21 protein-coding genes and 1 pseudogene are annotated in these 25,894 nt (G+C 72.1%); 7 read left to right on the top strand and 15 right to left on the bottom strand.

Features of this window, described 5'->3' with window-relative positions:
• Positions 1-44: 44 nt before the first annotated feature.
• Positions 45-725 (bottom strand): hypothetical protein, encoded by a 681-nt coding sequence (locus OG214_RS02970; protein ID WP_405983664.1) that lies wholly within the window; start codon positions 723-725, stop codon positions 45-47.
• Between OG214_RS02970 and OG214_RS02965 the strand changes: the two genes are divergently transcribed.
• Positions 706-855, top strand: a complete 150-nt coding sequence (locus tag OG214_RS02965) for a hypothetical protein (protein ID WP_405983663.1) — start codon at positions 706-708, stop codon at positions 853-855. The two genes, OG214_RS02970 and OG214_RS02965, sit on opposite strands and share 20 nt — an antisense overlap.
• On the opposite strand, the gene OG214_RS02960 is transcribed toward OG214_RS02965, so the two are convergent.
• From OG214_RS02960 to OG214_RS02950, 3 genes and pseudogenes are all read right to left on the bottom strand, one after another.
• A complete protein-coding gene (locus OG214_RS02960; RefSeq protein WP_405983662.1) occupies positions 837-1,205 on the bottom strand; it encodes a hypothetical protein in 369 nt (122 codons plus the stop codon). The two genes, OG214_RS02965 and OG214_RS02960, sit on opposite strands and share 19 nt — an antisense overlap.
• 103 nt (positions 1,206-1,308) lie before the next feature.
• Positions 1,309-2,166, bottom strand: a complete 858-nt coding sequence (locus tag OG214_RS02955) for an SMP-30/gluconolactonase/LRE family protein (RefSeq protein ID WP_405983661.1) — start codon at positions 2,164-2,166, stop codon at positions 1,309-1,311.
• Between the two features lie 251 nt (positions 2,167-2,417).
• Positions 2,418-2,873: pseudogene (locus tag OG214_RS02950) on the bottom strand (MarR family winged helix-turn-helix transcriptional regulator); the annotation flags it as partial.
• 120 nt (positions 2,874-2,993) lie between these two features.
• On the opposite strand from OG214_RS02950, the gene OG214_RS02945 reads away from it, so the two are divergent.
• The 4 genes from OG214_RS02945 (at position 2,994) to OG214_RS02930 (ending at position 8,061) form a co-directional block, all read left to right on the top strand.
• Positions 2,994-4,463 (top strand): MFS transporter, encoded by a 1,470-nt coding sequence (locus OG214_RS02945; protein ID WP_363084887.1) that lies wholly within the window; start codon positions 2,994-2,996, stop codon positions 4,461-4,463.
• A 259-nt stretch (positions 4,464-4,722) separates the two neighbouring features.
• Positions 4,723-5,445 carry a lysophospholipid acyltransferase family protein gene (locus OG214_RS02940; protein WP_405983660.1) on the top strand — a complete coding sequence of 241 codons (723 nt, stop codon included), beginning with the start codon at positions 4,723-4,725 and terminating at the stop codon, positions 5,443-5,445.
• 136 nt (positions 5,446-5,581) lie between these two features.
• Positions 5,582-6,562 carry a polyphosphate kinase 2 gene (gene ppk2, locus OG214_RS02935; RefSeq protein ID WP_363084885.1) on the top strand — a complete coding sequence of 327 codons (981 nt, stop codon included), beginning with the start codon at positions 5,582-5,584 and terminating at the stop codon, positions 6,560-6,562.
• 227 nt (positions 6,563-6,789) lie between these two features.
• On the top strand, positions 6,790-8,061 hold the full coding sequence (locus tag OG214_RS02930; protein ID WP_405983659.1) for an IS701 family transposase: 1,272 nt from the start codon (positions 6,790-6,792) through the stop codon (positions 8,059-8,061).
• On the opposite strand, the gene OG214_RS02925 is transcribed toward OG214_RS02930, so the two are convergent.
• Entirely contained in the window at positions 8,040-9,992 is a 1,953-nt protein-coding gene (locus OG214_RS02925) for a helix-turn-helix domain-containing protein (RefSeq protein ID WP_405983658.1), read from the bottom strand. The genes OG214_RS02930 and OG214_RS02925 overlap by 22 nt on opposite strands.
• 385 nt (positions 9,993-10,377) lie before the next feature.
• On the opposite strand from OG214_RS02925, the gene OG214_RS02920 reads away from it, so the two are divergent.
• Together OG214_RS02920 and phzG are read left to right on the top strand one after the other, a co-directional pair.
• The gene (locus OG214_RS02920) at positions 10,378-11,100 is read left to right on the top strand and encodes a 50S ribosomal protein L11 methyltransferase (protein ID WP_405983657.1); all 723 of its coding nucleotides are present in this window, start codon (positions 10,378-10,380) and stop codon (positions 11,098-11,100) included.
• A 324-nt stretch (positions 11,101-11,424) separates the two neighbouring features.
• A complete protein-coding gene (gene phzG, locus OG214_RS02915; RefSeq protein WP_405983656.1) occupies positions 11,425-12,069 on the top strand; it encodes a phenazine biosynthesis FMN-dependent oxidase PhzG in 645 nt (214 codons plus the stop codon).
• Positions 12,070-12,159: 90 nt separating this feature from the next.
• Here the strand turns inward: phzG and OG214_RS02910 are convergent, their stop codons facing one another.
• The 10 genes from OG214_RS02910 to OG214_RS02865 all read right to left on the bottom strand — a co-directional run bounded on the left by OG214_RS02910 (position 12,160) and on the right by OG214_RS02865 (position 25,690).
• Positions 12,160-14,403: a tetratricopeptide repeat protein gene (locus OG214_RS02910; RefSeq protein ID WP_405983655.1), complete on the bottom strand. Its 2,244-nt coding sequence runs from the start codon at positions 14,401-14,403 to the stop codon at positions 12,160-12,162.
• 50 nt (positions 14,404-14,453) lie between these two features.
• Entirely contained in the window at positions 14,454-15,773 is a 1,320-nt protein-coding gene (locus OG214_RS02905) for a hypothetical protein (protein WP_405983654.1), read from the bottom strand.
• A gap of 64 nt (positions 15,774-15,837) precedes the next feature.
• A complete protein-coding gene (locus OG214_RS02900) occupies positions 15,838-15,978 on the bottom strand; it encodes a hypothetical protein (RefSeq protein WP_363086306.1) in 141 nt (46 codons plus the stop codon).
• Between the two features lie 78 nt (positions 15,979-16,056).
• Positions 16,057-16,662 (bottom strand): GAF domain-containing protein, encoded by a 606-nt coding sequence (locus OG214_RS02895; protein WP_365901111.1) that lies wholly within the window; start codon positions 16,660-16,662, stop codon positions 16,057-16,059.
• Entirely contained in the window at positions 16,659-17,561 is a 903-nt protein-coding gene (locus OG214_RS02890; protein ID WP_405983653.1) for a S8 family peptidase, read from the bottom strand. Before OG214_RS02890 ends, OG214_RS02895 begins: the two co-directional genes overlap by 4 nt.
• Positions 17,558-21,187: an adenylate/guanylate cyclase domain-containing protein gene (locus OG214_RS02885; RefSeq protein WP_405983652.1), complete on the bottom strand. Its 3,630-nt coding sequence runs from the start codon at positions 21,185-21,187 to the stop codon at positions 17,558-17,560. Before OG214_RS02885 ends, OG214_RS02890 begins: the two co-directional genes overlap by 4 nt.
• A gap of 131 nt (positions 21,188-21,318) precedes the next feature.
• The gene (locus OG214_RS02880) at positions 21,319-21,546 is read right to left on the bottom strand and encodes an aroma-sacti cluster domain-containing protein (protein WP_363084001.1); all 228 of its coding nucleotides are present in this window, start codon (positions 21,544-21,546) and stop codon (positions 21,319-21,321) included.
• Positions 21,543-22,337, bottom strand: coding sequence for an iron-containing redox enzyme family protein (locus OG214_RS02875; protein WP_405983651.1), 795 nt, complete (start codon positions 22,335-22,337; stop codon positions 21,543-21,545). Before OG214_RS02875 ends, OG214_RS02880 begins: the two co-directional genes overlap by 4 nt.
• Positions 22,334-23,599 (bottom strand): radical SAM protein, encoded by a 1,266-nt coding sequence (locus OG214_RS02870; RefSeq protein ID WP_405983650.1) that lies wholly within the window; start codon positions 23,597-23,599, stop codon positions 22,334-22,336. Before OG214_RS02870 ends, OG214_RS02875 begins: the two co-directional genes overlap by 4 nt.
• A gap of 204 nt (positions 23,600-23,803) precedes the next feature.
• On the bottom strand, positions 23,804-25,690 hold the full coding sequence (locus OG214_RS02865) for a BTAD domain-containing putative transcriptional regulator (RefSeq protein ID WP_405983649.1): 1,887 nt from the start codon (positions 25,688-25,690) through the stop codon (positions 23,804-23,806).
• Between the last annotated feature and the right edge of the window lie 204 nt (positions 25,691-25,894).

The following is a 25,894-nucleotide window of genomic DNA, read 5'->3' as shown; positions in this document are numbered from 1 at the left end:
CGCACGTGAGCATCGGCGGGGTGCCCGGCCGACCCGGACAGGACCTACGGGTTCTCCGAGCTCCGTTCGACCCGCCGCAGAATGGCGGCGGCGGCCAGTCGCATACCGCCGTGGCCGAAGCGGTCCGTCAGCGCCCGTGCCTTGCCCGGCGTGCGGCCGAGCCCGGCCGTCAGACCGGCGAGTTCTTCCGCGAGCCGTTCCCGCAGGCGCTGTTCACCTGCCAGTCGGCGCACGGCGCCGCTGATTTCCCGCATGACCACCGCCGGCGGCGCGGTGTGGTCGACGACGGGCAGGCCGATGTCCTCCCAGTCCAGGCGCGCGTCGCAGTAGCCGTGTTCGGAGAGCAGCCGGACCTGTCGGGTGTGGCTGTCGTTGGCGCCCGGCAGCCACAGGGTGGGGACGCCGGTCGTCGCGGCGTCGTAGATGTTGCCGAGTCCGGAGGTCATGCACGCGTACGCGGCGGTGCTCATCAGTTCCAGCATGGTGCCGTGGTCGTACGTTCCGACGGCCGGATCGGCGAGCGCCGCGGCGATGCCCCGGTTCGTCACGGCGACGACCGGTCGGCCGGCAGGCAGGCCCGCGCGGACGGCGGCCAGCATGAGACGTGCGTAGGCGACGGCGTCGTCCGGCCGCCAGAGCGGGTTGTCCAGTCCGCCCAGATTGACCAGGACGTGCCGCCCGGCCGTCCAGTCGCGTCCGGGAGGAATGACAGGCGGGACGACCACGGCGCGCTCCCGCAGCGCGGCGTCCGCCGCGACGCGCTCCCGTACCCCGAAGAAGTCCTGGGCGATGTACGGGTCGGCCTCGTACGCGACCGCGGGCAGGGCGGGCCAGTACTACGTGAGCGCGTCGTAGATCGCCAGTCCCATACCGGCGCGCCGGGCCAGCGCGGCCATCCCGGAATCCATGGCCGTGACGAACAGGTCGTACCGCGGCGCCAGCTTCAGTAACCGCGCCAGCCGCTCGTCCTCGGTCAGGCCCGTCGTGTCGTGGATCGCGTGGTACGGCGGTCTGCTCTGGAGGTCGAGTGTGTGTCCCTCCCCGATGTACGCGATGCTCCCGCAGTCGGGCGCGAGCTCCGCGGCGAGCAGGGCGACGGCCGCCGCCGGCCCGAAGCCGAACGGCTCGGCGTTCAGCAGCAACCGAGGCCCGGCCGTGGCGGGCCGGCCGGCTCCCGGCGCGCGCGGCTCCTGCGTATCGGCCATCACGGCCACCCCCTGGGGAAGGGCCGGACAGGACCTGGGCCGGCCGTCACGGCGCGCTCGTCCGGTGCCCGCCTCGCACTCAACGACGACCGGGGCGACCGGGTCACGGCAACCGGGTCAGGCCCTTGATCTTCCAGAGCGAGCCGCCTCCGGTGACCTGCGTCGCGTAGGCGTTTCCGTCGCTGTCGAGCCGGAAGATGACGGAGTTGAGCCCGCGGACGGTCGCGATATGTGTGCCCCGGCCGGTGGCCGGATCCAGCCGGGTGACCTGGTCGCCGACGGAGAAGTAGACGAGACCGTCGGCCGCGACCGAGATCGACGTCGGCTCGTAGAACTCCTTCGCCACGCTCCTGACGGCGCCGGTGGCCAGGTCGGTCTCCAGGACGCGGCCGGTGAACATGTCGGCGGTGTACGCCAGGCCCTTGCCGTCGAGCGCGATGCCCTGGGACAGACCGAGCCCGGAGGCGACGACCCGGACGCTCCCGCCCGGCGCGAGTTCGTAGAGCTTGCCGCTGCCGCCCGTGGCATAGGTCGTGCCCGCCGTATGGACGATGCCGTGCAGCGGACCGAGCCCCGAGGCGAGGAGTTCCCGTGATCCGGTGCCGAGGTCCACCTTCAGCAGATTGCCGTCGAAGTCGCCCACGTAGGCGCCGCCTTCGCCGTCCAGATCGATGCCACGCAGATTGCCGAGCCCGCGTGCGACCGTGCTCGTGGCCCCGGTCGCCAGATCCACCTCGCGCAGATCGCCGCTCTGGTACGTGATGTAGGCGTGCCCGTTCGCGTCATAGGCGGAACCGACCGGCTCACCGAGCCCGCCGGCCACCTGAGTACAGGCGGCGGAGGGGCAGTTGACGACCGTGACCGCGGCGGCCGCACTCGGTGAACCCGCCAGCCCCGCGCCGACGAGCGCACCCAGCACCACGCCCGCGGCACGGACACGCCATGTCCTTGATGAAGTCACGATCGATCCGCTCCCTGGGGGATATGGCGCCCAACCCGACGTCGGCCGCAGCCACTTGGTAGCACGCGCCGTCGATGTGATCGTCCATCACGCGACAGGAAGGCCGAAAACCGGCCGAGCGCCGGCGAACGAGTGCCGGCGAACGGACGGGCGTCCGCCGGCGCTCATCCCCGCGAGGGCGGGGAGAGCTGTTCCGGGACCGCTTCGTCACCGAAGGAGCCGGCGGTGGCCGTGGACGGGTCGCCGGGCGCCGGGCGGGGCCAGACACGGCCCAGTCGGCGTTCGATGTCGGAGTTGAAGCGTTCCAGCGCGTCGGTGAAGGCGCTGACCTCTTCGGGGGTCCAGTCCGCGAGTACGTTTCCCAGGCCGTTCACCACGCGGTCGCGCTCCGTGTGGAGCCGGCTCCGGCCGACGGGCGTGATGCGGAACTTGCGGGCGATACCGCCGTCGGGATCCGCGACGCGGTCGACGAGATCGGCGCGGAGCATCGCGGAGGTCTGCCGGTTGAGGGTCGAGACGTCCAGTCCGAAGGCGTCCGAGAGCTGCGCGATCGACATCGGGCCTTCGAGCTCGATCCTGCTGAGCAGCAGGTAGGCGCTGCGGTCCATCAGGCCGCCCTCCCGCTTGCCCCGGGGAGATGTGGAGTGGCGCCCAAGGAGCATCAACTCGCGCTCAAGCCGTCGGCTCTCCCTCTCCACAGCGACCATCCTTCATCGTCTTTTTCCGGGCTCGTTCCTCTTGTATACCACGCCATATGCATAGCGCATATCGCATGTATGATGCCTATCGTTTGCATGATGCACATCCTTGCCGTGGAGGGAAACACAGTGAACGACCAACAGTCCGGCTCCGGCCCCAGCGCGAGCTCCGGGGTGATCGTCCTGGTGCTGGCGTGCGCCGGGATCGTCGCCGCCTTGATGCAGACCCTCGTGGTACCCCTGGTCGGCGAGCTGCCCCGGATACTGGACACCAGTCCCTCCAACGCCTCCTGGGCGGTGATCGCCACCCTGCTGGCGGGAGCCATCTGCACCCCGGTCGTCGGCCGGCTCGGAGACATGTTCGGCAAGCGGCGCATGCTGCTGATCTGTGTGGTGCCCCTCGTGGCGGGCTCGGTGGCCTGCGCGCTGGCCGACTCGCTCGTCCTGATGGTGATCGGACGGGCTCTCCAGGGCATGGGCATGGGCATAGTCCCGCTGGGCATCAGCGCCGTCCGTGATGTCGTGCCGACCGAGCGCGTGGGCTCCTCCATCGCCCTGATCAGCGCCTCCCTGGGCATCGGCGGAGCGCTCGGCCTGCCGATCGCCGCCGCCGTCGCCGAGAACGCGAGCTGGCGCATCCTGTTCTGGGGAGCGGCCGGGCTCAGTGCCCTGGTCGGCGTGCTGATCTGGCGGGTCGTGCCGCACACCGAGACCACCGGGCGGGGCGGCTTCGACTATGTGGGCGCCGTCGGACTCGGCGCGGGACTGCTCTCTCTGCTGCTGGTCGTCTCGAAGGGCGCCGACTGGGGCTGGGGGAGCGGTACCACCCTCGGTCTGTCCGCCGTGGCCGTCGTTCTGCTGCTGCTGTGGGGCCGGTGGGAGCTGCGCGTCAAGGACCCGCTGGTCGATCTGCGGGTCACGGTCAAGCGTCAGGTCCTGCTGACGAACCTCGCCTCGGTCGTCGTCGGCTTCTCCATGTACGCCCAGTCGCTCATCGTGCCGCAGCTCCTCCAGATGCCCGAGGCCACCGGCTACGGGCTGGGCCAGTCCATGCTGGCCGCGGGTCTGTGGATGGTGCCCGGCGGTCTCTTCATGATGGCTCTCTCCCCGGTGGGCGCCAAGCTCTCCGCGGCCCGCGGCCCCAAGGTCACCCTGTTCGTCGGTTCGCTGGTCATCGCCGCCGGCTATGCCTCGTCCCTCTTCCTGATGGGCTCCGCCTGGGGTCTGATGATCGTCGTCTGCATCGGCAGCACGGGCGTCGCCCTCGCCTACGGCGCCATGCCGGCGCTCATCATGTCCGTCGTGCCCCAGTCCGAGACGGCGGCCGCCAACGGCTTCAACGCCCTGATGCGTTCCGTCGGCACCTCGGTCTCCGCCGCGGTCGTCGGTGTCGTCCTGGCGCAGATGACCGTCCGGATGGGCGGATTCGAGATCCCCTCGGAGAACGGGTTCCGTACCGGCATGATCATCGGCGGTGTGGTGGCGCTGGTCGCGGCCGCCATCACCCTCGCGATCCCCGGCCGCAAGGCGCCCTCCGTGGACCAGGCCGCCCCCGTCTCCTCCGGCCCCCAGGAAGTCTCCGGTCTCGCCCGGGGCTGATCCGTACGAAGCGGACCGGTCGGACCGGTAGGGGGCCGATCGGTCCCGGCCGCGCTGTCCGCGCGCTCCTCCGTGGCCGACGAGACGCCGTCGACCGGACCAGGGTCGGCAGGTCGCCGGGGATGTCCCCGGCGGCCCTTTCCGGATCAGCCCTTTCCGAATCGGCTCTCTCCGAATCCCTGAGTACGCGTACTCACGCCGTCCGGGGGCTACCGGGCGACGATGAAGACCCGAACTCGCCGTGACCGGAGGGCCGTTCATGCTCAGCCGTATCGCCGGCGCCGTCGTGCCCCTCTTCGGACACCTCACGGTCACGGCCGACACCGACGCCGAACTGCGGCCCGGCAGCATCATCGCCGCGAACCACACCTCGCTCGGCGACCCGGCGGTCGTTCTCGCCGCCCTGCACCGCCTCGGCGTGGCGCCCGTCGTGCTGGCCGCCGCCGGGCTGTGGCGGATCCCGCTGCTCGCCTCGGCACTCACCCGGGACGGCTTCGTGCCGGTCCACCGCGGCGATCCCCGGGCCGCCCACGCGCTGGAGGGCGCCGCGGAGGCGCTCACCGCGGGCCGGCTCGTCCTGCTCTACGGCGAGGGAGGTCTCCCGCACCGCAAGGACGCCGGTGAGGCCGCGCCCCGGCCCTTCCGCAGCGGTATCGCCCGGCTGGCGCACGCCACCGGCGCCCCGGTCGTCCCGCTCGGCCAGGCCGGGGCGCGCCGGCTCGTCTCCGGGGGCCCCGCGAAACAGCTCGCGGGTCTGGCCACCGCTCCGCTGCGCAGGCCGGACCTCCATGTCCATATCGGTGCCCCGGTGCTTCTGCCCGGTGAACGGACCGTCGCCACGGCCTGTGCCCACCGCGCGGTCTCCGCCGCCTGGCGCACGGCGGCGGCCCGGATCGGTGAACCGGTCGCCGCCGCCGCTTCCGTGCGTCCTCCCGGGCCCTCTCCGGCGTCTCTTCCGCCTGAAGAGGCGGCAGCGGGGTAAAGGAAGGGGGTAAAGGAAGCGGCATGCGGTCCGTAGCACCCTCGATCCGCTCCCCTCGATACACGCAGGTGGACCGTGATGTCTCCGCTCTCTCCCCGACGCTCCCCGTTCCCTCCCGTACGAGGGGCGGCCGCCCATGCCGCCCGCTGAGCGGAAGAAACCGGACGGCCAGGGGGAGGCGCTGCTCGACGGGCTCACCGTCGACGAACGGCGCCCCGAGCGGCCCGTCCTGCTGGACGAGAGCGGCCGGCCCATCCGGACCTGGCGCGAGAACTATCCGTACGGCAGAAAGGTCCGGCGCCGGGAGTACGAGCGGCGCAAACGCGTGCTCCAGATCGAGCTGCTGAAGCTCCAGCGCTGGGTCAGGGAGACCGGACAGCGCCTGGTGGTCGTGTGCGAGGGGCGGGACGCGGCGGGCAAGGGCGGTACGATCCAGCGCTTCACCGAGCGGCTCAATCCGCGCGGCGCCCGGGTCGTCGCCCTGGAGAAGCCCACCGAACGCGAGGCCGGGCAGTGGTACTTCCAGCGGTATGTCGCACATCTTCCGTCCGCCGGTGAGATCGTCTTCTTCGACCGCTCCTGGTACAACCGGGCCGGGGTGGAGCGCGTCATGGGCTTCTGCACCCCCGCCGAGTACGAGCATTTCCTGAGCCAGGCACCGGTGTTCGAGCGGATGATCACCGAGGACGGCATCCTGCTGGTGAAGTTCTGGTTCTCCGTCTCCCGCGACGAGCAGCGCACCCGTTTCGCCATCCGGCAGATCGATCCCGTACGGCAGTGGAAGCTCTCGCCGACCGATCTCGCCTCCCTCGATCTGTGGGACGCCTACACGGTCGCCAAGATCGAGATGTTCCGGGCCACGGACACCCCGTACGCGCCCTGGACCGTCGTGAAGACGAACGACAAGAAGCGCGGGCGTCTTGAGGCGATGCGCAGTCTGCTGCGGCGTCTGGACTACGCCAACAAGGACGTGGAGGCCGTCGGCGAACCCGACCCGCTGATCGTCGGTCCCGCCGACACGCTTCTGGAGCCGGGGGAGGAGAGCACCGACCTGACACCCACGCCACTGACCGGGCGCCGGCACGGGCCGGGCGCCCACCCCACGCCGGAGGACTGACCCCGGCCGAGGGGCACCGGTCCGGGCGGGGTGTCGGCGAGCCCACCACCCCTTTCACGCGCGGGGGCGCGTCCCCGGCCCCCGCGCGGTGCCCCGGACGGGTACGAGGTGTTCCCACCACCGGACCGGGCCCCTGTTAGGGCGTGGGCACACCTCTGCGTGACACCCCCGGATCGGACAGTGTTGAGCCGGACCGAAATCTCAGTGCCGAAGGGGAGACAGTGACCGTGTCGTTCGATGAGGGTGCGGCGGCCGTACGTGATGTGGCCGGCGCCCGGTGGCGGATGGCGGTCGAGGGGCAGGAGGATCTGCGGGAGGCGGCGACCAGGGAGCTGGCGGATGCGCTGTTCGCGTCCTTCCCGCGGCGGGATCAGCGGCGCAAGGGCGAGTTGTATCTGCTCGGATCGCTGAACACCCCGGGCCGCAAGTCCATCCGTAACATCGCCGCGCACATGGGCGGTTCGGCGGCCGAGCAGAGTATGCACCACTTCATCAGCAGCTCCACCTGGGACTGGAAGCCCGTCCGGGAGGCGCTGGCGGTCTATCTCTCGCGGCTCAGCCCCCCGCAGGCCTGGGTGGTGCACCCCATGCCGATCCCCAAGGCGGGCGACCTCTCGGTGGGTGTGGAGCAGGTCCTCGATCCCCGTCTGGGAAACTTCCGCGGACAGCGGGCCTTCGGGGTGTGGTACGCCTCGGCGTCCCTCGACACCCCGGTGAGCTGGCGGCTGTTCCTGCCGGACTCCTGGACACAGGACGAGACACGGCGACGGCAGGCCGAGATCCCGGAGGGCGCGGGCGAGGAGACACTGGAGGAGTGCGCGGTCGAGGCGGTGCTGGACGTTCTGGGCTCCTGGAAGGTGCCGTCGCGCCCCGTGGTGCTGAACACGGAGATCGGCCATGTCACCGCCATCATGGACAGGTTCACCCGGGCCGGTGTCCCGGTGATCGCCCGGGTCACGGACACGGCCCGGTTCGTCGTCCATGACCCCGCGCTCCCCGGACACGCGGGCGGACAGCTCACCGCCCAGCAGATCGCGATGGCGGCCCGGGGGCTGCGCAGGCGGGTGGGTCTGACGGAACGCTCAGGCGTGGCCGCCGGATCCCCCGGGACGCTCGCGGTGGCCCTGTCCGTGGAGCCCGCGGGCCCGGCGGCGGGCCGGCGCCGGGCCGGTACGGGCGACGAGAACGGGGAGCTGGTGCTGCTCGCCGAGTGGAACGGCCCCCGCGGTATGCCGGACGCCCTGTGGGTGACCAATATGACGGCGATGTCGACCGGCGCCCTGCTGCGGATGACCAGGCTGGGCGGCAGGTCCGGTCACGATCTCGCGGCGAGCGGCGCGGACATGGGACTCAGGGACTTCAAGAGCCGTTCGTTCAACGGCTGGCACCGGCACATCACACTCGCCTCCGCCGCCCACGCCGTGTCGGCCCTGATCGAGGCCTCCACCCGGGCCGGGGCCTCCACCCGGGCGTCCGACTACGCGCACCGGTCCGCCTGAGCCGCCGGGGGCCGCGCGGTGCCGGGCCGGTAGACACTGTGGCGGGCCCGCTGGAGACGCAGCGCGAGCTGGATCTCCAGCGCGGTCGCGGGCTGCTGCCAGTCCGGTCCGAGCAGCTCGGTGACCCGCTCCAGCCGGCGGGCGACCGTATTGGTGTGGACATGGAGGTCCTGCGCGGCATGGGTGGGGCTGCCGCCGGAGGCGAAATAGGCGTCCAGGGTGCGCAGAAGATCCGTGGAGCGCTGCGCGTCGTACTCGATGACCGGTCCGACGGCCGAGGCGATGAAGGCGCCGACGTCATGGTCGTCGGAGAGCAGCAGCCCGAGGAATCCCAGATCCCCGGCCGCCGCCGTGCCGCCGACACCGCCCAGCGCGACGAGGGTGTCGAGGCAGCGGAGGGCCTCCCGGTAGGTCTTGCCGACCGAGGCCAGATTCCGTACCGGGCCCGCCGCGCCCGCCGAGACCGCGTGCCCGAGCAGAGGGGACAGTTCGTCGGCCGCCGCCCTGGCGGCGGCCGACGGGTCGGAGCCGGGCAGGAACAGCACCACGCACTCGCCGCGCAGGGTCTTGAGACCGGAGAGCCGGTAGGCGTAGGAGGAGGCCCAGATCGCGGCCTCGCCCTGCTTGCCGCCCTCGGGCCGCAGCGTCACCACCACATGCGGGGCGGTGGGATCGAGCCCCAGCCTGCGGGCGCGCTCGGCGAGATGACGCGGGGGCTGGAGGACGCCGGAGAGCAGATCGTTGAGGTACTCGTCACGGGCCGGACCGGCCGCCGCCGCGAGATTGTGCCGCAGCAGCAGCGCCATGGCGACGGTCTGGGCGGTGAAGTACAGCAGCCGCCGTCCCTCGTCGCTCAGCGGGCCCGGACTCCGGCAGATCAGCACCCCGGGGCCCTCCACCCCGGTGGTGACATGGGCGGCCCACAGATTCCCGGCCAGCTCGACCACGGAGGTCGAGGCATGGGAGCCCACCATGGCCCCGACCAGGGTGGCCGTGTCGACGTCCGGGACCTCGCCGGTGCAGGCCAGCACCAGGCCGTGCGCGTTGCGCACCATGAGATCGGCGCCCAGTGTGGTCGCCGCCAGCCGGATGATGTCGTACAGATCCGCCCCTTCCAGGCACATGCCGGAGAGTGCGGCCTGGACCTCGGCCAGCGACCGGCTCTCGGAAAGGGCCGCGCCGATACGGGAGTTCTCGGCCCGCTCCCGGTCCAGCTCCGCCCGGACCCGGTCCATACGGCGGGTCGCGTCGATGACCGAGGCGGACAGATCGGCCAGGGAGCGCAGCAGACTGACCTCGTCCGGCGAGAAGTGCCGGACGACCCGGGACGCGCCGTACAGCGCCCCCACGGTCCGGCCGTCATAGGTCATCGGCACCGCCAGAATCGCGTGCAGCCCCTCGGAGAGCACGACTTCGTCGATGGCGTCCGAGTGCGGGAACCGGTCGTCGTTCAGATAGTCGGGCGTCCAGAACGGGGCGCCCCGCTCCTGGGCCATGTCTCCCAGCCCCTGCCCCGGGCCCATCTCCAGTCCCACGTTGAGCGCGGTGGTGTCTCCGTCGGACTTGTGGACATAACTGCCGCCTCCCGGCAGCCGGAGGCTGACATACGCCATGTCGAAGTCGAGCAGCCGTCTGGCGTGCCGGGTGACGACACTGAGCCGGCCGTCCAGCGCCTCCTGGAAGGTCATGTCCTGAAGGACGTCGACCAGCGCGGCCAGCGCCGACTGGCGCCGGCGCCGCTGCTCGGTCCTGGTCCTGATGTCCAGCGCGATACGGACCGCGCGTTCGAGGTCGGGCAGCCGGACGTCGTCGGGGGAGCGCTCCCGCGCCTCCCGTAACAGGTCCTCGAAGCTTCTCGTGGGCGCCTCGTCGGCCAGCAGTTCCAGGATCGCCAGCACCTGAGAACCGGCGCTCGTGTCCTCGGAGTTCATCAGTTCCCCCTGGGGCGTCTCGTTCGGATCGTGCCGCGCTCGCGTGCCCTGGTGTCGCGCCTCGCCGCGTTGTCGTCGGTCACCAGGGCTCCGCCATGGCTCCCTCCTCCGCCCCGCGGCCCACGGCACCCGGCCCCGCTCGCTGATCCGGCCGGATCCAAACGAAAGACCCCGCGCCCCGAAGCCAAGATCATTAGCCGGACTTTAGTTATGGGATTTACATGGGTCAAGCCGCGCCTTCCCGAAACGGGATTCGGCATGGTGCTCCGACCACCATATGGCCGGTCGCCGCTGTCGCGAGGCGACCTTCCGGCCACCACCGCACTCGGAAATGATCACGGCTGGGCATCGCGGAGAGCGAAGTCCGAGGATTAGCGGGGTAGGGATGACAGAAATCGCGAGTTATACGAGTTCGCTCGCTCGAAGCAGGGCATCTCAGGCGAACGAGAACAGGCCGGATGTGTTCGCCATGGCGGGCCGCGAATGGGATCTGCTGGACGGGGTCTTCGCTCCGGTCCACTCGCCCACGACCGGCGTGGCCATGGAGCTGCTGGGGCTCCCGGAGGCCCGGGACCCGGATCCCGTGTTCCGTGCGGACGGTACGTTCCTGGAGATCGGGGCCGGGACGGGCGTCATCGCGGTCACGGCCGCGCTGGCCGGCTGTCCGCGGGTGGTGGCGACGGACATCAACGCCCTGGCCGTACGGAACACCGCCATGAACGCCGAGCGGCACGGGGTCGCCGACCGGCTCGTGTCACTGCACGGCGACCTGTTCGACGCGGTCGGGGAGGGGGAGCGCTTCGACACCGTCTACTGGCACTCCAACTATGTGCTGGCACCGGCCGAGTACGAGTACCAGGCCGACCACGAGCGTGCCTATGTCGACCCGGGCTACGGTGCGCACCGCCGCTATCTGGCCGAGGCGCCCGGTCTGCTGACCGACGGCGGCACCGTACTCCTCCAGTTCAGCGAGCGCGGCGATCTCGGTCTGCTGCTGCGGCTCGCCGGGGAATGCGGGCGGACTCTGCGTCCGGTGCGAAGGCGTCATTTGACCGAGGGCGACGAGACGGTGGAACTCGTCCTTTACGAAGTCATTATGAAGAATTGACGCTGTCGTTTCCGTCATTCGTCGCGGAGACGGCTCCGACACCCTCTGCGGAATCATCGTACGGACACTGATCATCGACAATTGCGATTCTTTCACGCATAACCTCTTTCACTTCCTCGCCGAGGTGACGCGGCGGGAACCGGTCGTGGTATGCAACGGCGATCCCGCATGGCCCCCCTTCCGAGCGGTCCGGGCGGCCGTCGGCGCACCGGTCGGCAGCGGTTGGACAGGCGCCCTGTTCGGGAGGGGCCGCGCCCTGATCTGATCTCCTCGGACGTCAACGCCGTTACTCATATGGACGCTTCACTCCCCGAGGAGGCCATCGTGACCAGAGGCAGATCGGAAACGCTCACCGGGACGGTCGAGATCCCGTTCCCGGAGTACGACAACCCGCCCCCCGGGCCGTCCGGGCTCTTCCGGCACTGGTACGACACCGCCGTACAGGCCGGGGTGCGCGAGCCCACGGCACTGGCCCTGGCCACCGCCGACAAGCGGGGCCGGCCGTCGAGCAGGATCGTCGCGGTGAACGAGATCACGGACGAGGGGATCGTCTTCGCGACCCATCTCGGCAGCCGTAAGGGGCGGGAGATCAGCGAGAACCCCTGGGCCTCGGGCACCCTGTACTGGCGTGAGACCAGCCAGCAGGTGGTGATCAGCGGGGCGGTGGAACACCTCGGGGCCGAGCGGGCCGACGAGAAATGGCTGAGCCGGCCGGTGTTCACCCATCCGGCGTCGGTGGTGTCCCGCCAGAGCGAGGAACTGGCCGACATCGGGGCCATGCGGGCCGAGATCGGGCGTCTCGCCGCGATCGGCGGCGCCCTGCCGCGCCCGGACGGCTATGCCGTGTATCTGCTGCGGTTCGACACCGTCGAGTTCTGGGCCAACGGCCAGGACCGGCTGCACCAGCGGCTGTGCTACGAGCGCGCGGACGAGGGGGAGGGGTGGACCGTCCGGCGTCTCCAGCCCTGAGCCGCGAGGGCGGGAGCGCCGTACGGTGAGGGCGCGGGCGAGTGCCGGAAGGGCGCCCCCGCGCCGTCCCTCTGCCCGCGCCCTCCTGTGTCACCCGTGGCGTACATCCAGCGCCGCCCCGGCCCCTGCCCCGTACCTGTCGCTGTCGAGTACGAGGCCGGTCTCCGCCTCGACCCGGGGAGCGAGAGCGGGGTCCTCCTCGACACAGCGCAGGAACGCCGACCTGGCCTCCGCGGGACGGTCCAGTTTCAGCAGACAGACGCCCAGCTGGAGTTGGGCCTCGGGGTCGCCGGTGGCCTCGAACGCCGCCGACAGGTCGGCCAGCGCCTTGTCGGGGTTCCCCGTCTCCAGATACGCGACTCCTCGGTTGAACCGGACGTCGGGGGTGTCCTCCAGGTCCAGTGAGCGGCCGAAGTCGTCGATCGCGTCCATGAGTTCGCCGCGCTCGTAGGAGACCGCCCCCCGGGCCGCCCAGGCCGGGGCGTAGCCGGGGTGGACGGTGACCAGGCCGGTCAGTGCCGTATGGGCGGCGTCCGCGTCCGACGCCGCCAGCAGTTGACCGCGCAGACAGAGCAGCGGGGCGTTGTCCGGGTCGAGTTCGAGACCGGCGCCGATGTCCTGGCCCGCGCCGGCCGGATCGTCCGTCGCGTACCGCAGGCTCGCCCGGTTCACATACGCGTCCACCCGTTCGGGGTCGAGCTCGATGGCATAGCCGAAGTCCGCCAGCGCGCCCGGTATGTCGCCGAGTTCCAGCCGCGCGTCCGCGCGGTTGTACACCACCTCGGGGAACGGCGGGGACAGCGCCATCGCGCGCTCGTAGCAGACGACGGCCTCGGCCGGCCGGTTCAGCCTGCGCAGCAGATTGCCGCGGTCGAAATGGTATTCGGCGTGATTGGAGTCGACGGCGATCACATCGTCGAGGTCGGTCAGGGCCTCCTCGTAGCGGCCCAGCGCGATGAGGACCTGGGAGCGGTTGTGCTTGAGCACCGAGCGGTGCAGCGCGTGCTCGTCGGCCTCCAGACTCCGGTCCAGCCAGGTGATGCCCTCGCTGACCAGCGCCAGCGCCTCGTCCAGTTTGCCTTCGTGGACGGCTACCAGGGCCAGGCCGTTGCGGTTGAAGACGGTCTGGAAGGCGCGTTCCCCCGGGTCCGGGATCGCCTGGGCGAAGGCGACCGCGGCGTTGGCCCAGGCCCGCGCCGTCGAGTGGTCCTGCTCGTCGCGGGGGAGATACCGGGTGTGGATCATCGAGGTGGCGTAGGCGGCCTGCATATGGACCATCGGGCTGTCGGTGGCGGCGCGCGCCCCCTCGTACAGCACCAGGGCCTCTTCGGGCCGGCCGAGCGCGGCCAGCGACGTGGTCTTCTTGGTGGTGAACGCCCACCAGTCTTGCCGTGCCGTGGCCGGGTCGACCAGGGCCAGACCGCGCTCGGCGAAGTCCACCGTCGCATGGTAGAAGCCCAGGTCCACACAGATGTCCAGGGCGGTGCGCAGCGCGCCGGCTCCGGCGCCGGCCGGATCCCCGCCGCGTTCGCGGTGGTACGGCACGGCCCCGAGCGCGAGCGAGGGCTCACCGGCGGCGACGAGCGCGTCGGCGCGTGCCTCGTGCAGGGCGGCCCGGTCGGCGGGAGCGAGACCTTCATAGGCGGCGCGCGGCCGGGGATCGTCATCCACGCAGTCGCCGTCGACCCATCGGGCGGCGAGATCCTCCGCGGACAGCGGCGGGAGCGGCGGCAGTCGGGTCTCCCCGCCGGTGATCACCCGCGCGTACCGCTCCAGGGCCGGGCGCAGGGGCTCCGCGAGCGGGCCCGGCGGTGTGTTCAGCTCGTCGGCCGCCGTGGCGATCCGCAGCCGCAGCAGAGCGGGGTCGGCCCGGCGCAGCAGGATTGCCAGCAGTTCCTGGTCGGTGGGGTCGGCCTCGTGCGCGTTGTCCACGAGGAGCAGCCGGGGACCGCCGCCCAGGTGGCGCAGATAGCCGTGCAGGAACTCCGTCAGACCGTGGGCGATCCGGGCCGTGCGCAGCCGGGAGTAGAAACGCGTCCGCTCCTTCGGCACGGCGAGCGAGGTGAGCGTCTCCCGGGTGGCCGGCACCACACCGCGCAGTTCGGGGGTGAGCGCGAGGATCTCCGTCTCGTGCGAGGCGACGAGGCCGGGCCGGTCCCGCAGCGCCTCGGGCACCACCGCGCGCATCAGGGCACCGCCGGCCGAGTAGGGGCCGCGCAGCCGGCGGTGCGCGTCGAGCACGGCGAGCACCGGCGCCTCGTCCCCGGCGGCGAGCAGCCGTCGCCGGTCGTGCTGATGGCGGGCGCGGATCCACTGGTGGGGGACGTCTGACACGGCTGCTCTCCTACTCACTGGCACGACGGGTACCCGCCGGAACGGCGGGGCTACTCACTGAGGGGACGGAGTGTCGACTTCCTGGCCCGCCGGGCCCGGAAGGCCAGCACACCCACGATGCCGAACTGGATGACGTTGAGCGCCACGAGCGTGGCCGAGTCGGCCAGTTCCGCGGTCGCGGGGTCACCGGTCAGCCGGCCGAAAACACCCGTCAGGAACTGGTACGCCGTGGGCAGTCCGGCCAGGACCAGACTGGTGATCATCACCGCGTAGCCGACGAGCATCACCCAGCTGTACCACTGCGCGGCCTTGCGGTCGGCGGGGGCGAAGACGGACTCGTCGACCAGCCGGTCCGTCCTGCCGCGCAGCCGGTTGTAGCGGTTCTTCGTCACCTGTACGGAGGTGCCGTGCAGATCGGTACACCCGAGCACCGTGGTGACCAGGTAGTAGACATCGGTGCGCAGATAGAAGTACATCTGCCAGACCATGCGCAGGATCGTGCTGAAGGCGAGCGCCAGAGCGACCCTGCCGAGGGCGGAGAAGCTTCCGTCGGGCTCCCGGGTCGCCGCGGCGATCAGGGTCAGCGCGGACCAGACCACCGCGTCGGTGCCCAGACCGGCCAGCATCGGCAGATACCGCTTGCCGCGCTCGACGACGACCAGGCCGTCCATCCGGGTCTCCAGCACGACGAAGTACAGCCGGCGTCCGATCGACAGCCGGGTGCGCAGCCCGAGCCGGCGGCCGGCCAGCGCGTGTGCCGCCTCGTGCAGCAGCATCAGCGGCACCTGGCCGACGAACAGGCCGAGTTCGACGATGGTGTAGTAGTCGGAGAAGAAGATGTGCCGGTAGTGCGGCGCGAGATCCGTGCGCAGTACGGAGGCGGTGATCGCGGCGGCGACCAGCAGGGCGTACACGGCCGCGGCCGGCGGGGAGAAGACGGCCTTCCCGAGCCGCTGCCAGCGTACGGGCCCTTCGCCGGCCGGCGCGCCGGCGGCGGAGTCCGTGCCGGCGGGGTTCATACCGCTCGGGTCCTTGGCGGCCTGGTCCGTGGCGGCCGGGTCCATGGCGGACACCGGGCCCCGGGCGGCCGGACGCAGCAGGCCCACCTCGCCGAGATCGGCGATCAGTCCGGCGACATCGGCTTCCTCGCCGTAGGTCGACTCGTACCACAGGGCGGCCTGGCGTGGGGTGTCCCCCGCGGCCAGACGGCGTACCAGCTCGGCCCCGTCGGTCGGCAGGATCACATACGCGTCGATGTCCGGGCGGCCCAGCGTGGTCGTCTCGCCCTCGTCGAGATAGACCAGGGGATGCACAGTGACCGGCAGGTCGAGCTCGACATCGCCGGAATCGTACTCGACAGTGCCACTCATGACGGGTTCCTTCAGCGATCGAGGGGTGCCGCCCCGCGGTGCGGGGCGGCACCCCCCCGGCGGATCAGTGCGGGAAGGGGAAGGTGGGGAGGGTGGGGATGTTCGGCTCGCAGGTGTTTCCGTAGATGGCGCTGGCGGCGGCCGTCAGGCGGACGGGGCCGGCAACACGCACCGTGATCTTCTTGAGGGATCCGGTCTTCTTCATGGTGTTCACCTCCTTCTGTGTGTCGATCGCGGAACCGGCTCCGGGGATTCGGGGCCGGAAACTTGGGGGCGCCCGCCGTCAGACGGGCGACTGGAGGACGCTGCGCAGGTCCTCCAGCAGATCCAGCGCCCGGGACCTCGGGCCCTCCGCGAGATCCGGCGAAGGGCGGGGATCCGCAGGGCGCGCGGTCCCGCGGCGGTCGTCCGCCAGACGCAGGGCCGTGGCGGCCTGCCGGGCGAACAGGGCGAGCAGATCGAGTTCACCGAGGCTGGAGCGGGCCTGCGGGGCGGGGTCGAGCACTTCCAGTACGCCGAGAACCCGGTCACCGTGGATCAGCGGCGCGGCCATCAGCGCGTCGGGCACGAACTCCGTCGACTTCGCGAAGTCGCGGTCGAACGCGGCGCTGCGCGACAGATCGGCGACGATCATCGGCTCACCCGAGGTGACGACCCAGCCCGCGATACCGCTGTCGGCCGGGAAGCGCCGCCCCACCAGGAACGCCTCCCCGCGTCCCGAGACCGCCTGGAAGACCAGCTCGTGCGCGGCCTCGTCCAGCAGGAACACCGAACTCGCCTCGGCGCCGAAGATGGCCCGCGCCACTTCCACCACGGACCGGAGGAGCTCTCCGGCGAGCGGGTCGACGGCGGACACGGTGGACTCGTTCCCTGCACTGCTTTCGCTCACTGGGCACCCCTGGCGGCGACTTCGACGTTTGCTGCGGAAAGGTAGAGAGCGGTCTTGAGCTGAAAGGTCGTCATCCGGCGGTGCTCGGAGAGGATCCGCGCGCACAGGCCCGCGACATACGGCGTCGCGAAGCTGTTGCCCGTCGTCCGCATCGTGGTGCCGCCGAGCCAGGCGACCTGTACGTCCTGGCCGGGGGCGAAGAACTCCACGGGGGGCCGCGGGTTGTAGAGATACAGGTCCGGGTCGCTCTCCCGGTGGCTGCCGACCGAGATCACGGAGGCGAACCGCCACGGAAAGCTCTCCACCGGGGTGTTGTGGGCCGAGGCCACGATCACGGTCCTGCGGAAGTACGCCTCGTCGGCGAGGGCGTGCAGCTCCGGCGCGAACCGTGTACGGGTGGTGGAGAGGCTCAGATTGATCACGTCGAAGCCCTGGCGGACCGCCCAGCGCAGACCGGCGAGCATGATGTCGCCGGTGCCGGAGAACCCCTTGCCCAGCACCCGGACGCTGTACAGCTCGCACTCGGGCGCCGTGGCGCGGATGATCCCCGCGCAGGCCGTGCCGTGTCCGCAGGCGTCCCCGCTCTCGGTGCGCTCCACGGTGATCCCGTCGGGGCCCTGGACGACGGCCCAGGCGCCGTCGACGGCGCCGATCAGCGGATGGTCCCGCTCCACACCGGAGTCGACGACACACACCTTGATCCCGCGCCCTCGGGCATGCGCCCCGGGCGACGGCGCGGGCATGGCCGGCGCGTCGGCGGTGACGCGGACATCCCGCGGGCCCTCGCCCCGCAGACTCCAGACCAGGCCGGGGCGGTGTGCCGCTCCGTCACCGCCCGTGGTGCGGCTCCCCGGGGTCTCGCCGTACCGGTCGCCGGTCCCGGCGTAGCCGTCGCTCATACCGACTCCGCCGTTCGCGCGGCCCGGCGCAGACCGGGCAGGTGCTTCTTCGCCCCGAACCGTCCGCGCGCCAGCTCCGCGGCCTCCCGTGCCTCCGGCCGGCGGCCGAGCCGCCCCAGCACCTCGGCCCGGTCGAGCAGGGCGACCGCCTGGACGACCGGGGAGTCGGTCGCGCCGGCGGCGCTCACGGCGTCGGAGGCCAGTACGAGTGCCTCCTCGGCGCGCTCCCGCGCGGCGGAGATACGGGCGAGGACGCCGTAGAGAGCGGCGGTGTCGGAGCGGGGCAGACCGGTGGTGGCCATGGCGGCCCCGCCGCCGGGCGACAGGCCCGCCGCGGTCGCGGAGTGCGAGGCGAGGCGCTCCTCGGCCTCGTCGACACGGCCCGCGTCCAGCAGTACGCGCGCGGCCTCGCGGGTCACCGTTCCGAGCAGTCCGCCGGCCCCCAGCCCGTCCGCGGCGTCCGCCGCCTCGTCCAGCAGATCGAGCGCGCGCTCGCCCCGGCCCGCGAGGGATTCCACCGCCGCCGCGAACATGGGTACCACCACAGCGCCCTCTGCATAGCCGAGTTCGGCGGCGATCCGGCGCGCGTCGGCGAGCCGGGCACGGGCCTCGTCCCACCGCTCCCGCAGGGCGACGAGGACCGCGAGCGGACAGTTGAGCGTCAGCCGTACGGTCGGCCGGGGGCCGCCGTGCTCGGCCAGCAGCGCGCAGCCGCGTGCCAGCGCCGTGGGCACCGGCTCGGGTCCCCGCCACAGGGAGACACCGATGGCGCCGAGTGCCAGGGCGCGCTCCGGTTCGGCGCCGTGGCGCACCGCGTGGTCGAGGGCGCGGGTGAGCAGGGAGTCGGCCTGGCCGTGCCGGCCCTGGAGCTGGCGTTCCTGCGCCATGCGGATACACGCCCTGGCCTGGCCCAGTTCATCACCGGCCCGCTCGAAGACGGGCAGGGTGAGCCGGGCCGTCTCCGCGATGTCCCCGGGGTCGTCGGCGGGCGGCGCGGCGGCCAGCGCGAGCCGGGCGTGGGCCGCTTCCACGGCCGGGACATCTCCCGTACGCGTACTCCCGCCGGCGCCCCGCCGGGTGCCGAGCACGGCGAGCAGCAGGCCACGGCCTTCGTCGGTCCGGCCGGTGGCGAGCCGTACCTCACCCAGGCGCCGCGCGGCCTCGGCCCACTCGGGCTCCGTTCCCGTCCCCGCTTCCGTCCCTGTCCCAGTGTCCGTCGAGAGTTCCACCGCTCGTGCGAGCAGCGTGCCGGCCCAGGCGAGGTCGGACCGGGCGAGTGCCTGGGAGCCGGCGTTGATCAGCAACTGGGCGGCGCGGCGGCGCAGTTGTCCGGTGCGCGCGTCGAGTACGCCCAGTTCGGCGCGGTAGCGGAAGGCGCGCTCCAGATGGCCCGCCACGGCCGCGTCCCGCTCAGGCGACGAGTACTCAGAAGATGAAGGCAGGGAAATCGGGTGCTGGGGAATCGGGCGCTGCTGAGCGGGGTGCGGGGGAGCGGGGCGCTGGGAAGTGGGACGCAGGGGAGTCGGGCGCTCGGCGGCCGGGCCGCCGCTTTCCCCGCCCGTCCGGGTCAGCAGCACATCGGCGGCGCGCTCGTGCCGCTCGGCCCGGACCCGTTTGGCCATGGACTCGTAGGTGATCTCGTGCACGATGACATTGCTGAACCGGAGCGGGGCGCGGCCGGAGGCGGTCCGCCCCACCGGCTGCACCAGACGGCGCCGGCAGAGCCGGGTCAGCGCCGAGCGGACGGAGTCCTCCGGACAGCCGTCCACACCACCCGTATGCGCCGCGCCCGTACCCGAGGTACCCGTACCCGCCGACCCCGCGCGAGTGCCCGCACCCGTACCCGCCGTACCGCTGTGCAGGGGGCCGCCGGGCGCGCCCTCCGGGCAGACGGCCGCGAGCGCGGCCACCTCGTCGGTGGTGAACTCCCGTCCCACGACGGCCGCGAGGTCGAGTGCGGCCCGCTCGGGGCCGCCGAGCGCGCCGATACGCGCCCCGAGCAGCGCCTGGAGGGTGGGCGGCAGATCGCCGCGGCCGTCCGCCCCGTACGCGGACTCCGGCTCCGAGACAGTGGCGAGAAGCTGTTCCAGATAGAACGGGTTGCCACCGGCGGCCTCCAGGACGCGCACGGGGACCGCGCCGCCGTCCGCACCGGCCCAGTGGGCGCTCACCTCGGTCAGCGCGAGAGCCACCGTCTCGGACTCGGCCGCCGTCAGCCGCGGCAGCATCAGCGCGCGGGAGCGCAGCCGGCCGCTGCCCCAGCCGGGCCGCCGGTCGAGCAGCTCCGGACGGGCCAGACAGACGAACAGCACGGCGGACGGGTCCAGTTCCTCGATCAGACGGCCGAGGACGTCGAGCAGCGGATCGCTCGCCCAGTGGCAGTCGTCGATCATCACCACGACGGTCCGGTACCGGGAGAGGACGGTCAGCAGGGCCACCACGGCGGCGCAAGTCTCGCCGACCGAGGGATTGGGGGTGCCGTCCTTGAGCAGACCGGCCGCCAGTACCTCCGACGCGGCGCTCCACATGGCTCGTTCCGCCGGGTCGGAGAGGTCAAGGCCGGAGAGGTCAGCGACGTCGGAGAGGTCGGCGAGGTCAGCCAGTCCGGCAAGGCCGGCCGGCTCACCGGGCCGTTCCCCGGTGACTGTGTCCGCGTCGGCGGTGTCCGCGCCGGTCCCCGTCCCGGCGGTCCGGCCGAGGAGCGCGGTGATCGCCTCGGCCAGCGGGGCGAGGCTGCCGTGGTCCCCGTAGGGGCGGCAGCGTCCCGGGCCGAGGACCACGGACGACGCGGTGCGTTCGCGCCACTCGTGCAGCAGACGGGTCTTGCCCATTCCCGCGTCGCCGTAGACGGTGACCAGATACGAGCCATGGCCGTCGGACACATCGGCGAGCGCCAGATCCAGTTCCGTCAGCTCCCGCTCGCGCCCGACGAAGGGCACGTCGAAGCGGCGCAGCAGCTCCGGCGCGTCCTCCCCGATGCCGGTGAGCCGATAGGCGGTGAAGGGCCCTGACTTGCCCTTCAGCGTCAGCGGACCCACACTCTCCGTCCGCGCGCCCGCCCCGGCCGCGCGCCGGGTCTCCGGGCCGATCAGAATCTCACCGGGGGAGGCGTGCTGCTCCAGCCGCGCGGCGATATTGACCGTCTCGCCCGAGACGAGGGCCTGGCGGGCGCTGACATCCGTACCGCTCACCACGGGGCCCGAGTTGACACCGATCCTGACGCGGAGCCGGATCCCGAGGGAGGGTTCGAGCTCCGTGTCGTTCAGTTCCTCCACCGCGTCCAGCATGGCGAGCGCGGCGGTCAGCGCCCGCAGGGCGTCGTCCTCGTGCATCTCGGGGATACCGAAGACGGCCATCACCGCGTCCCCGATGAACTTCTCCACGGTGCCGCCGAACTCCTCCAGCCGCGACCGCATCAGCCCGAAGTACCGGAGGGTCACGGCGCGCAGTGCCTCCGGGTCCAGCGTCCCCGACAGCGCCGTCGAGCCGACGAGATCGCAGAAGACGACGGTCACCGTCCGCCGCTCCTCGGCCTGCGGGACCGGGCGTGCGGCGACGGTCGCTCCGCAGAGCGGGCAGAACCGCGCGCTCCGCGGCAGCAGGCCTTCGCACGAGGCACACCGCATGGATCGTTGTCCTTTCAGCTCTGGGGGAGACATCGGCTTCGGGCGGGAGAGATCAGCTCGGGGCGGGAGAGACCGGCTTCGGGAGGGGGAGACCGGACCCGCGAGGGGGCGTCACATGGGGGCGGAAGACTTCAGAAGAGGGCCCCGCCGGCGATCTCGCTGTGCGCCTGGACCTCGGGGCCCACCTCGTCGAGGCGTGCCTTGATGTCCAGGAGAAGGAAGACCTCGTCCGGAGTGAGACCGCCGAGCACCTGGCGCTGTTCGGCCGTGAGTTCGGAGAGTGGGAAACCGTGATCTTCGAGGGTGGTCAGCGCGTCGGGGGCGGGGGGACCGGGGAGGGGGCCTCGGGGCTCGTTCATGACGTGTCCGTTCCTGGCGTGGGGCCGTACGGGCGCGGTGCGGAACGTGTGTCGCGGTCGACGCACCCGAACAGTTCGACGAGCGCGTCCAGCGTGTGCAGACCGCTGACGGTGACAGCGGAACTCAGGGCGGGGCTCAGCGGCAGCCGGTCGAGCAGCGCGAAGAGCGTCCCCGCGTGTCCGGTGTCCAGACCGGCGTGTTCGCGGACGGTGGTCACGGCCGCCTCCGGCAGACCGGTCGCGGAGACGATGCGGTCCGCCAGCCAGGGCGCGGGTGCGTTGGCCTCCAGGACCGCGATGTGACCGAGCAGGGTGACCGGGTGGTGGTACTCGATCCAGTACTGCTGCGCCCCCACGAGACGGGCGACAGCGGGCTGGGGAAGCGTGGTGAGAAGGGTCTCCGGGTCGCCGCCGAGGGCCGCGAAGTCGGCCAGCAGCCACTCGTCGTGGCCGCGCTCCTCGGCGATGTGCTCCCGGAGATAGCCCGCCAGCGGTGCGGCGATCCGGTCGCGCGGCCCGAGTTCGGCGCAGCGCGCCGCCGCGCGCTCCATCAGCGGCACCGATGCCCGGATTACTCCGTGCATGGCCTGTACGTAGACGGTGTACCGCTCCCGGAGTCCCGGGGCACGCCACAGCCGGGCGGTCGACGCGGCGAGCGCCGGAGCGGTGAGCGCGAGCCTGGCCCGCAGAGCCTGTCCGGTGAGGACGGCCTGTCCGGCGAGGACGGCGGCGCCCGCGTCGGTCGGGGTGGCGCGGCTCCGGTCGGTCTTCGGATGTACGGGCGCTCTCATCGCGGTGTCTCCCGCTGTGAGGTCCCGTGCCGTGAAGTGCTTTGCCGCGCAACGGAGTCCGGCACGGCGCCCGGCACCAGCGGACCCGGCACCAGCGGACCCGGCGCCAGCGGACCCGGCGCCAGCGGAGCCTGTGCCGTAGGAGTCGTAGGAGTCGTAGGAGTCGCCGGGGGCGGGCTCGCGGGCTTCGGACGGAGGGACACCAGACCGGCGTGCCGGGCGCTGCCGTGGCGGCGTACGAGCGCGACCGGGCCCGCTTCGGCCTGGAGCCGGGCCGCGTGCCGGTCGAGCAGCGCGCCCGCGGCTCCGGAGGCGACCTTGTCCGCGGTGGCGAGTGCCTCGGGGTGCTCACCGAGCCGTCGGCATCCCGCGCAGTAGCCCCGGGCGGAGGCGCCGGGCACGGACCGGTGGAGCAGATTGGCCGGCCCCACCGTCCTGATCATCCGCAGCGCCGGTGACGAGGACGACCGTTCCCGGATCTCTCCCCAGGTGTCCACCGCGATATGACCCAGCGTCAGATGGGCGGGTGGCGGACGGGTGTCCACCGTCTGCTGGTTGCAGCAGGCGAGGACGGTCCCGTCGTGGGCGACGACCGGCCAGGCGGCCATGGAGCAGGGGAGCGCGCGCCGTGGATCGGGCGCCGCCGGACGGGCGGTGGCCCAGGACGCGGCGCGGCCGACGGCCCGTACGGTGTTCACCAGCATCGGCACCCGGTCCGCGAAGGTCTCCCGGACCTCGGCGACGAGGTCGGTGAGATACGGATCGTCCGGTCCCGAGCCGACGAGATGGAGGCTGGCGGGCACTCCGGCGTCCAGCACCCGCCGTACCGTACGGAAGACCGCCCGGCGCGGCACCTCCCGTTCGTGGAAGGCGTCGACACTCACGGAGAAGTGGTCGACCGCGGTGATCGCCCGCAGGATTTTCGCCGGGATCGGGGTGTCCCGGGAGCCGGTGTCCGCCGCGAAGAACGCCCCGGTCAGCAGGGCGCAGCGGGTGCCGGCCCGATGGGCACGCCCGGCCAGTTCCGTCACCAGATCCGGTCGCAGCAGGGGTTCACCGCCCGACATCATCAGCACGTCGGGGCGGTCGTCCGCGCGGAACGAGCCGACGAAGCGCAGCAGTCGGCCGCCGTCCGGCTCCTCGGACCCCATGGTGGACGAGGAGGAGCAGTGGGCGCAGTGCAGCGGACAGCGGCGGGTGAGATTCAGCAGCAGCCCGGCGCCGGGCAGCGGGCGCAGGCTCATCAGCTCGGCGAGTTCCACGGTGCTTCCTCCTCTCCCGGTGGTGCGGTGCGGATCGCGTGGCGGTCCGGGTCGCGGTGCGATGCGGTCCGGGTCGCGGTGCGGGGCGGGTCGCGGTGCAGGGAAAGTCTCCGGGCGACGGGTTCGGAACCCCGGTCACAGCCGCCTGGTAATCGGTAAACCCGCAGGTCGGCGGGGGGTCCGAAGGCCCTTGCCATGACCTGGTCAGGCCATCGCGTGACGGGGTCCTGCCGCGTCCGCGAGGGACTGTTGCCGCGCGTAGACATGCAGCAGACGCGGGAGTTCGTAGAGGACCGCGTGCGCGGTGACCTCGCTGTCCGGCAGGGCGATCATTCCGGCGTCCATCAGGGATTCCAGCTCCCTGCGGGCCTGGTCCTGTCCACGGGCGAGCACGGTCGCCGCCTCGTGGAGCGTGAAGACGGGCTCCGGAAGGGTCCCGAGGCGGCGCAGCACGGTTCTGCTGGCCTCGGGCAGATCACTCCAGCACTTCGACAGCCGGGGGCGTACGTCCATGTCGCCCGCGGTGAGTTCGTCGAGCAGGATGCTGTCGTCGGCCAGTCGCGCCGCGTACTCACCGAGCGGGAGATGGCGCAGTACGGCCAGTTTCAGTCCGCTCACCCGGACGGCGAGGGGCAGCATGCCGGTGGCCGCGACGATGCGTTCGGCGGCGCCCCGGTCGCCCCTGAGCCGGTCGGGTCCGATGATGCCCGCCAGGAGGTCGAGGGCCTCGGACATGGAGAACGGGGCCAGGGCGACCCGGTGGGCCGGGGCGAGTCCGCCGAGCTGGGAGCGGGCGGTGATCATCACGGCGCTGGCTCCGGCGTCCGGGAGGAGCGGCCGGACATCGGCCTCGGCGGCGGCGTCGTCCAGCAGGAGCAGAAGTCTTCGGTGCGCCAGCCAGGCCCGCCACACGGAGGCCGTCTCGTCCGGGTCGTCCGGGCCGTCCGGTACCGCACCGCCGGACACCGGACGGGCGAGGCCGACGAGCCGGGCGAGTTCGGTGAGCACGGCGGGCCACGGCCGGGGGACACCGGCGGCGTCGCGCATCCGTACCAGCAGCCGGCCGTCGGGGAACGCGTCGGCGAGCCGGTGCGCGACATGGACGGCCGTCTCGGTCTTTCCCATGCCGACCGGGCCGGTGAGGACCGCGACCCGCCGTTCGGCGTGGCTGTCCTGACCGAACAGCGTCATCAGTTCGCGCACCTGGTCGTGGCGGCCGGTGAAGTCCCCGGGATCCCGGGGCAGCAGAGAGCGCAGACCGCCGCGCGCGGGTAAGGCGACGGACGAGCTGGGACCCGGCGGGGCGCCGGTGCCGTCCTGACAGCCGTCGAGCATCGACCGGTACAGCGCCTGGAGCGAGGGACTCGGCTGAAGGCCGAGTTCGGAGGCGAGAAGCTGGCGCAGTCCCTCGTACGCGGCGAAGGCCTCGGTCTGCCGGCCCAGCCGGCACAGCACATTCATCTGGACCGCCCGCAGCCGCTCCCGCAGCGGATGCTGTTCCACGAGATCGGCGACGGTCTCGGCGATACGCGGGGCGTTGCCGAGGCTCAGCTCCGCCTCGGCCCAGTCCTCGTACAGCTGGAGGTAACGGCTGTTCAGACGCTCGCTCTCGTCCAGGACCGCCCGGGAGCAGAGGAGTTCGGGGAGGGCGGGACCGCGCCAGAGGTCGAGCGCCTCCCGCAGCAGCCGGGCGGCCGGGACCGGGGCACCGTGGCGCAGCGCGTCCCTGCCCGACTGCACGAGGCGGTGGAAGCGCAGCGAGTCCAGCTCGTCCTCGCCCACGCGCAGCACATAGCCACCGGCCTGGTGTTCGAGCCGGTCCCGGGCCCCGGCGTCGTCCAGCAGTTTGCGCAGGGCCGAGACATACACCTGGAGGTTCTTACGGGCCGTACGCGGTGGCATGTCGGCCCACAGCGCGTCCGTCAGTGCGTCGACGGAGACCGGCTTGTTCGGCCGGCAGAGCAGCATCGCCAGGAGCAGACGCTGCTTCAACGGACCGAGAGAGAGGGCGCGTCCGCCGAGATGAACCGAGAGCGGGCCGAGGACGGAGAACCGTACGGCGCCGGTCCGCGGTTCGGCGATGCCGTTCATCACGTTCGTACCCCCTGGGTGTCGAGGCGGCGTGTCGGCGGCCGGCGGCGCGGGAGCACAGGGCGACCGCGCCTGCCCGGCGGCCATAAGCTGAAATGAATAAGTGTGGATACATCATTAATCTCCGTTCGGATGGACGCAAGAGGTACCTGGTGGCGGCCGGTTCACCGGGGCCGTCCGGCCCGTACCAGCCCTCTGGAATGC

The sequence above is a fragment of the Streptomyces sp. NBC_00872 genome (assembly GCF_045161915.1).
Lineage (GTDB): Bacteria > Actinomycetota > Actinomycetes > Streptomycetales > Streptomycetaceae > Streptomyces.
The sequence above is the reverse complement of the archived record's forward strand: the minus strand, read 5'-3'. Positions and strand labels throughout refer to the sequence as shown.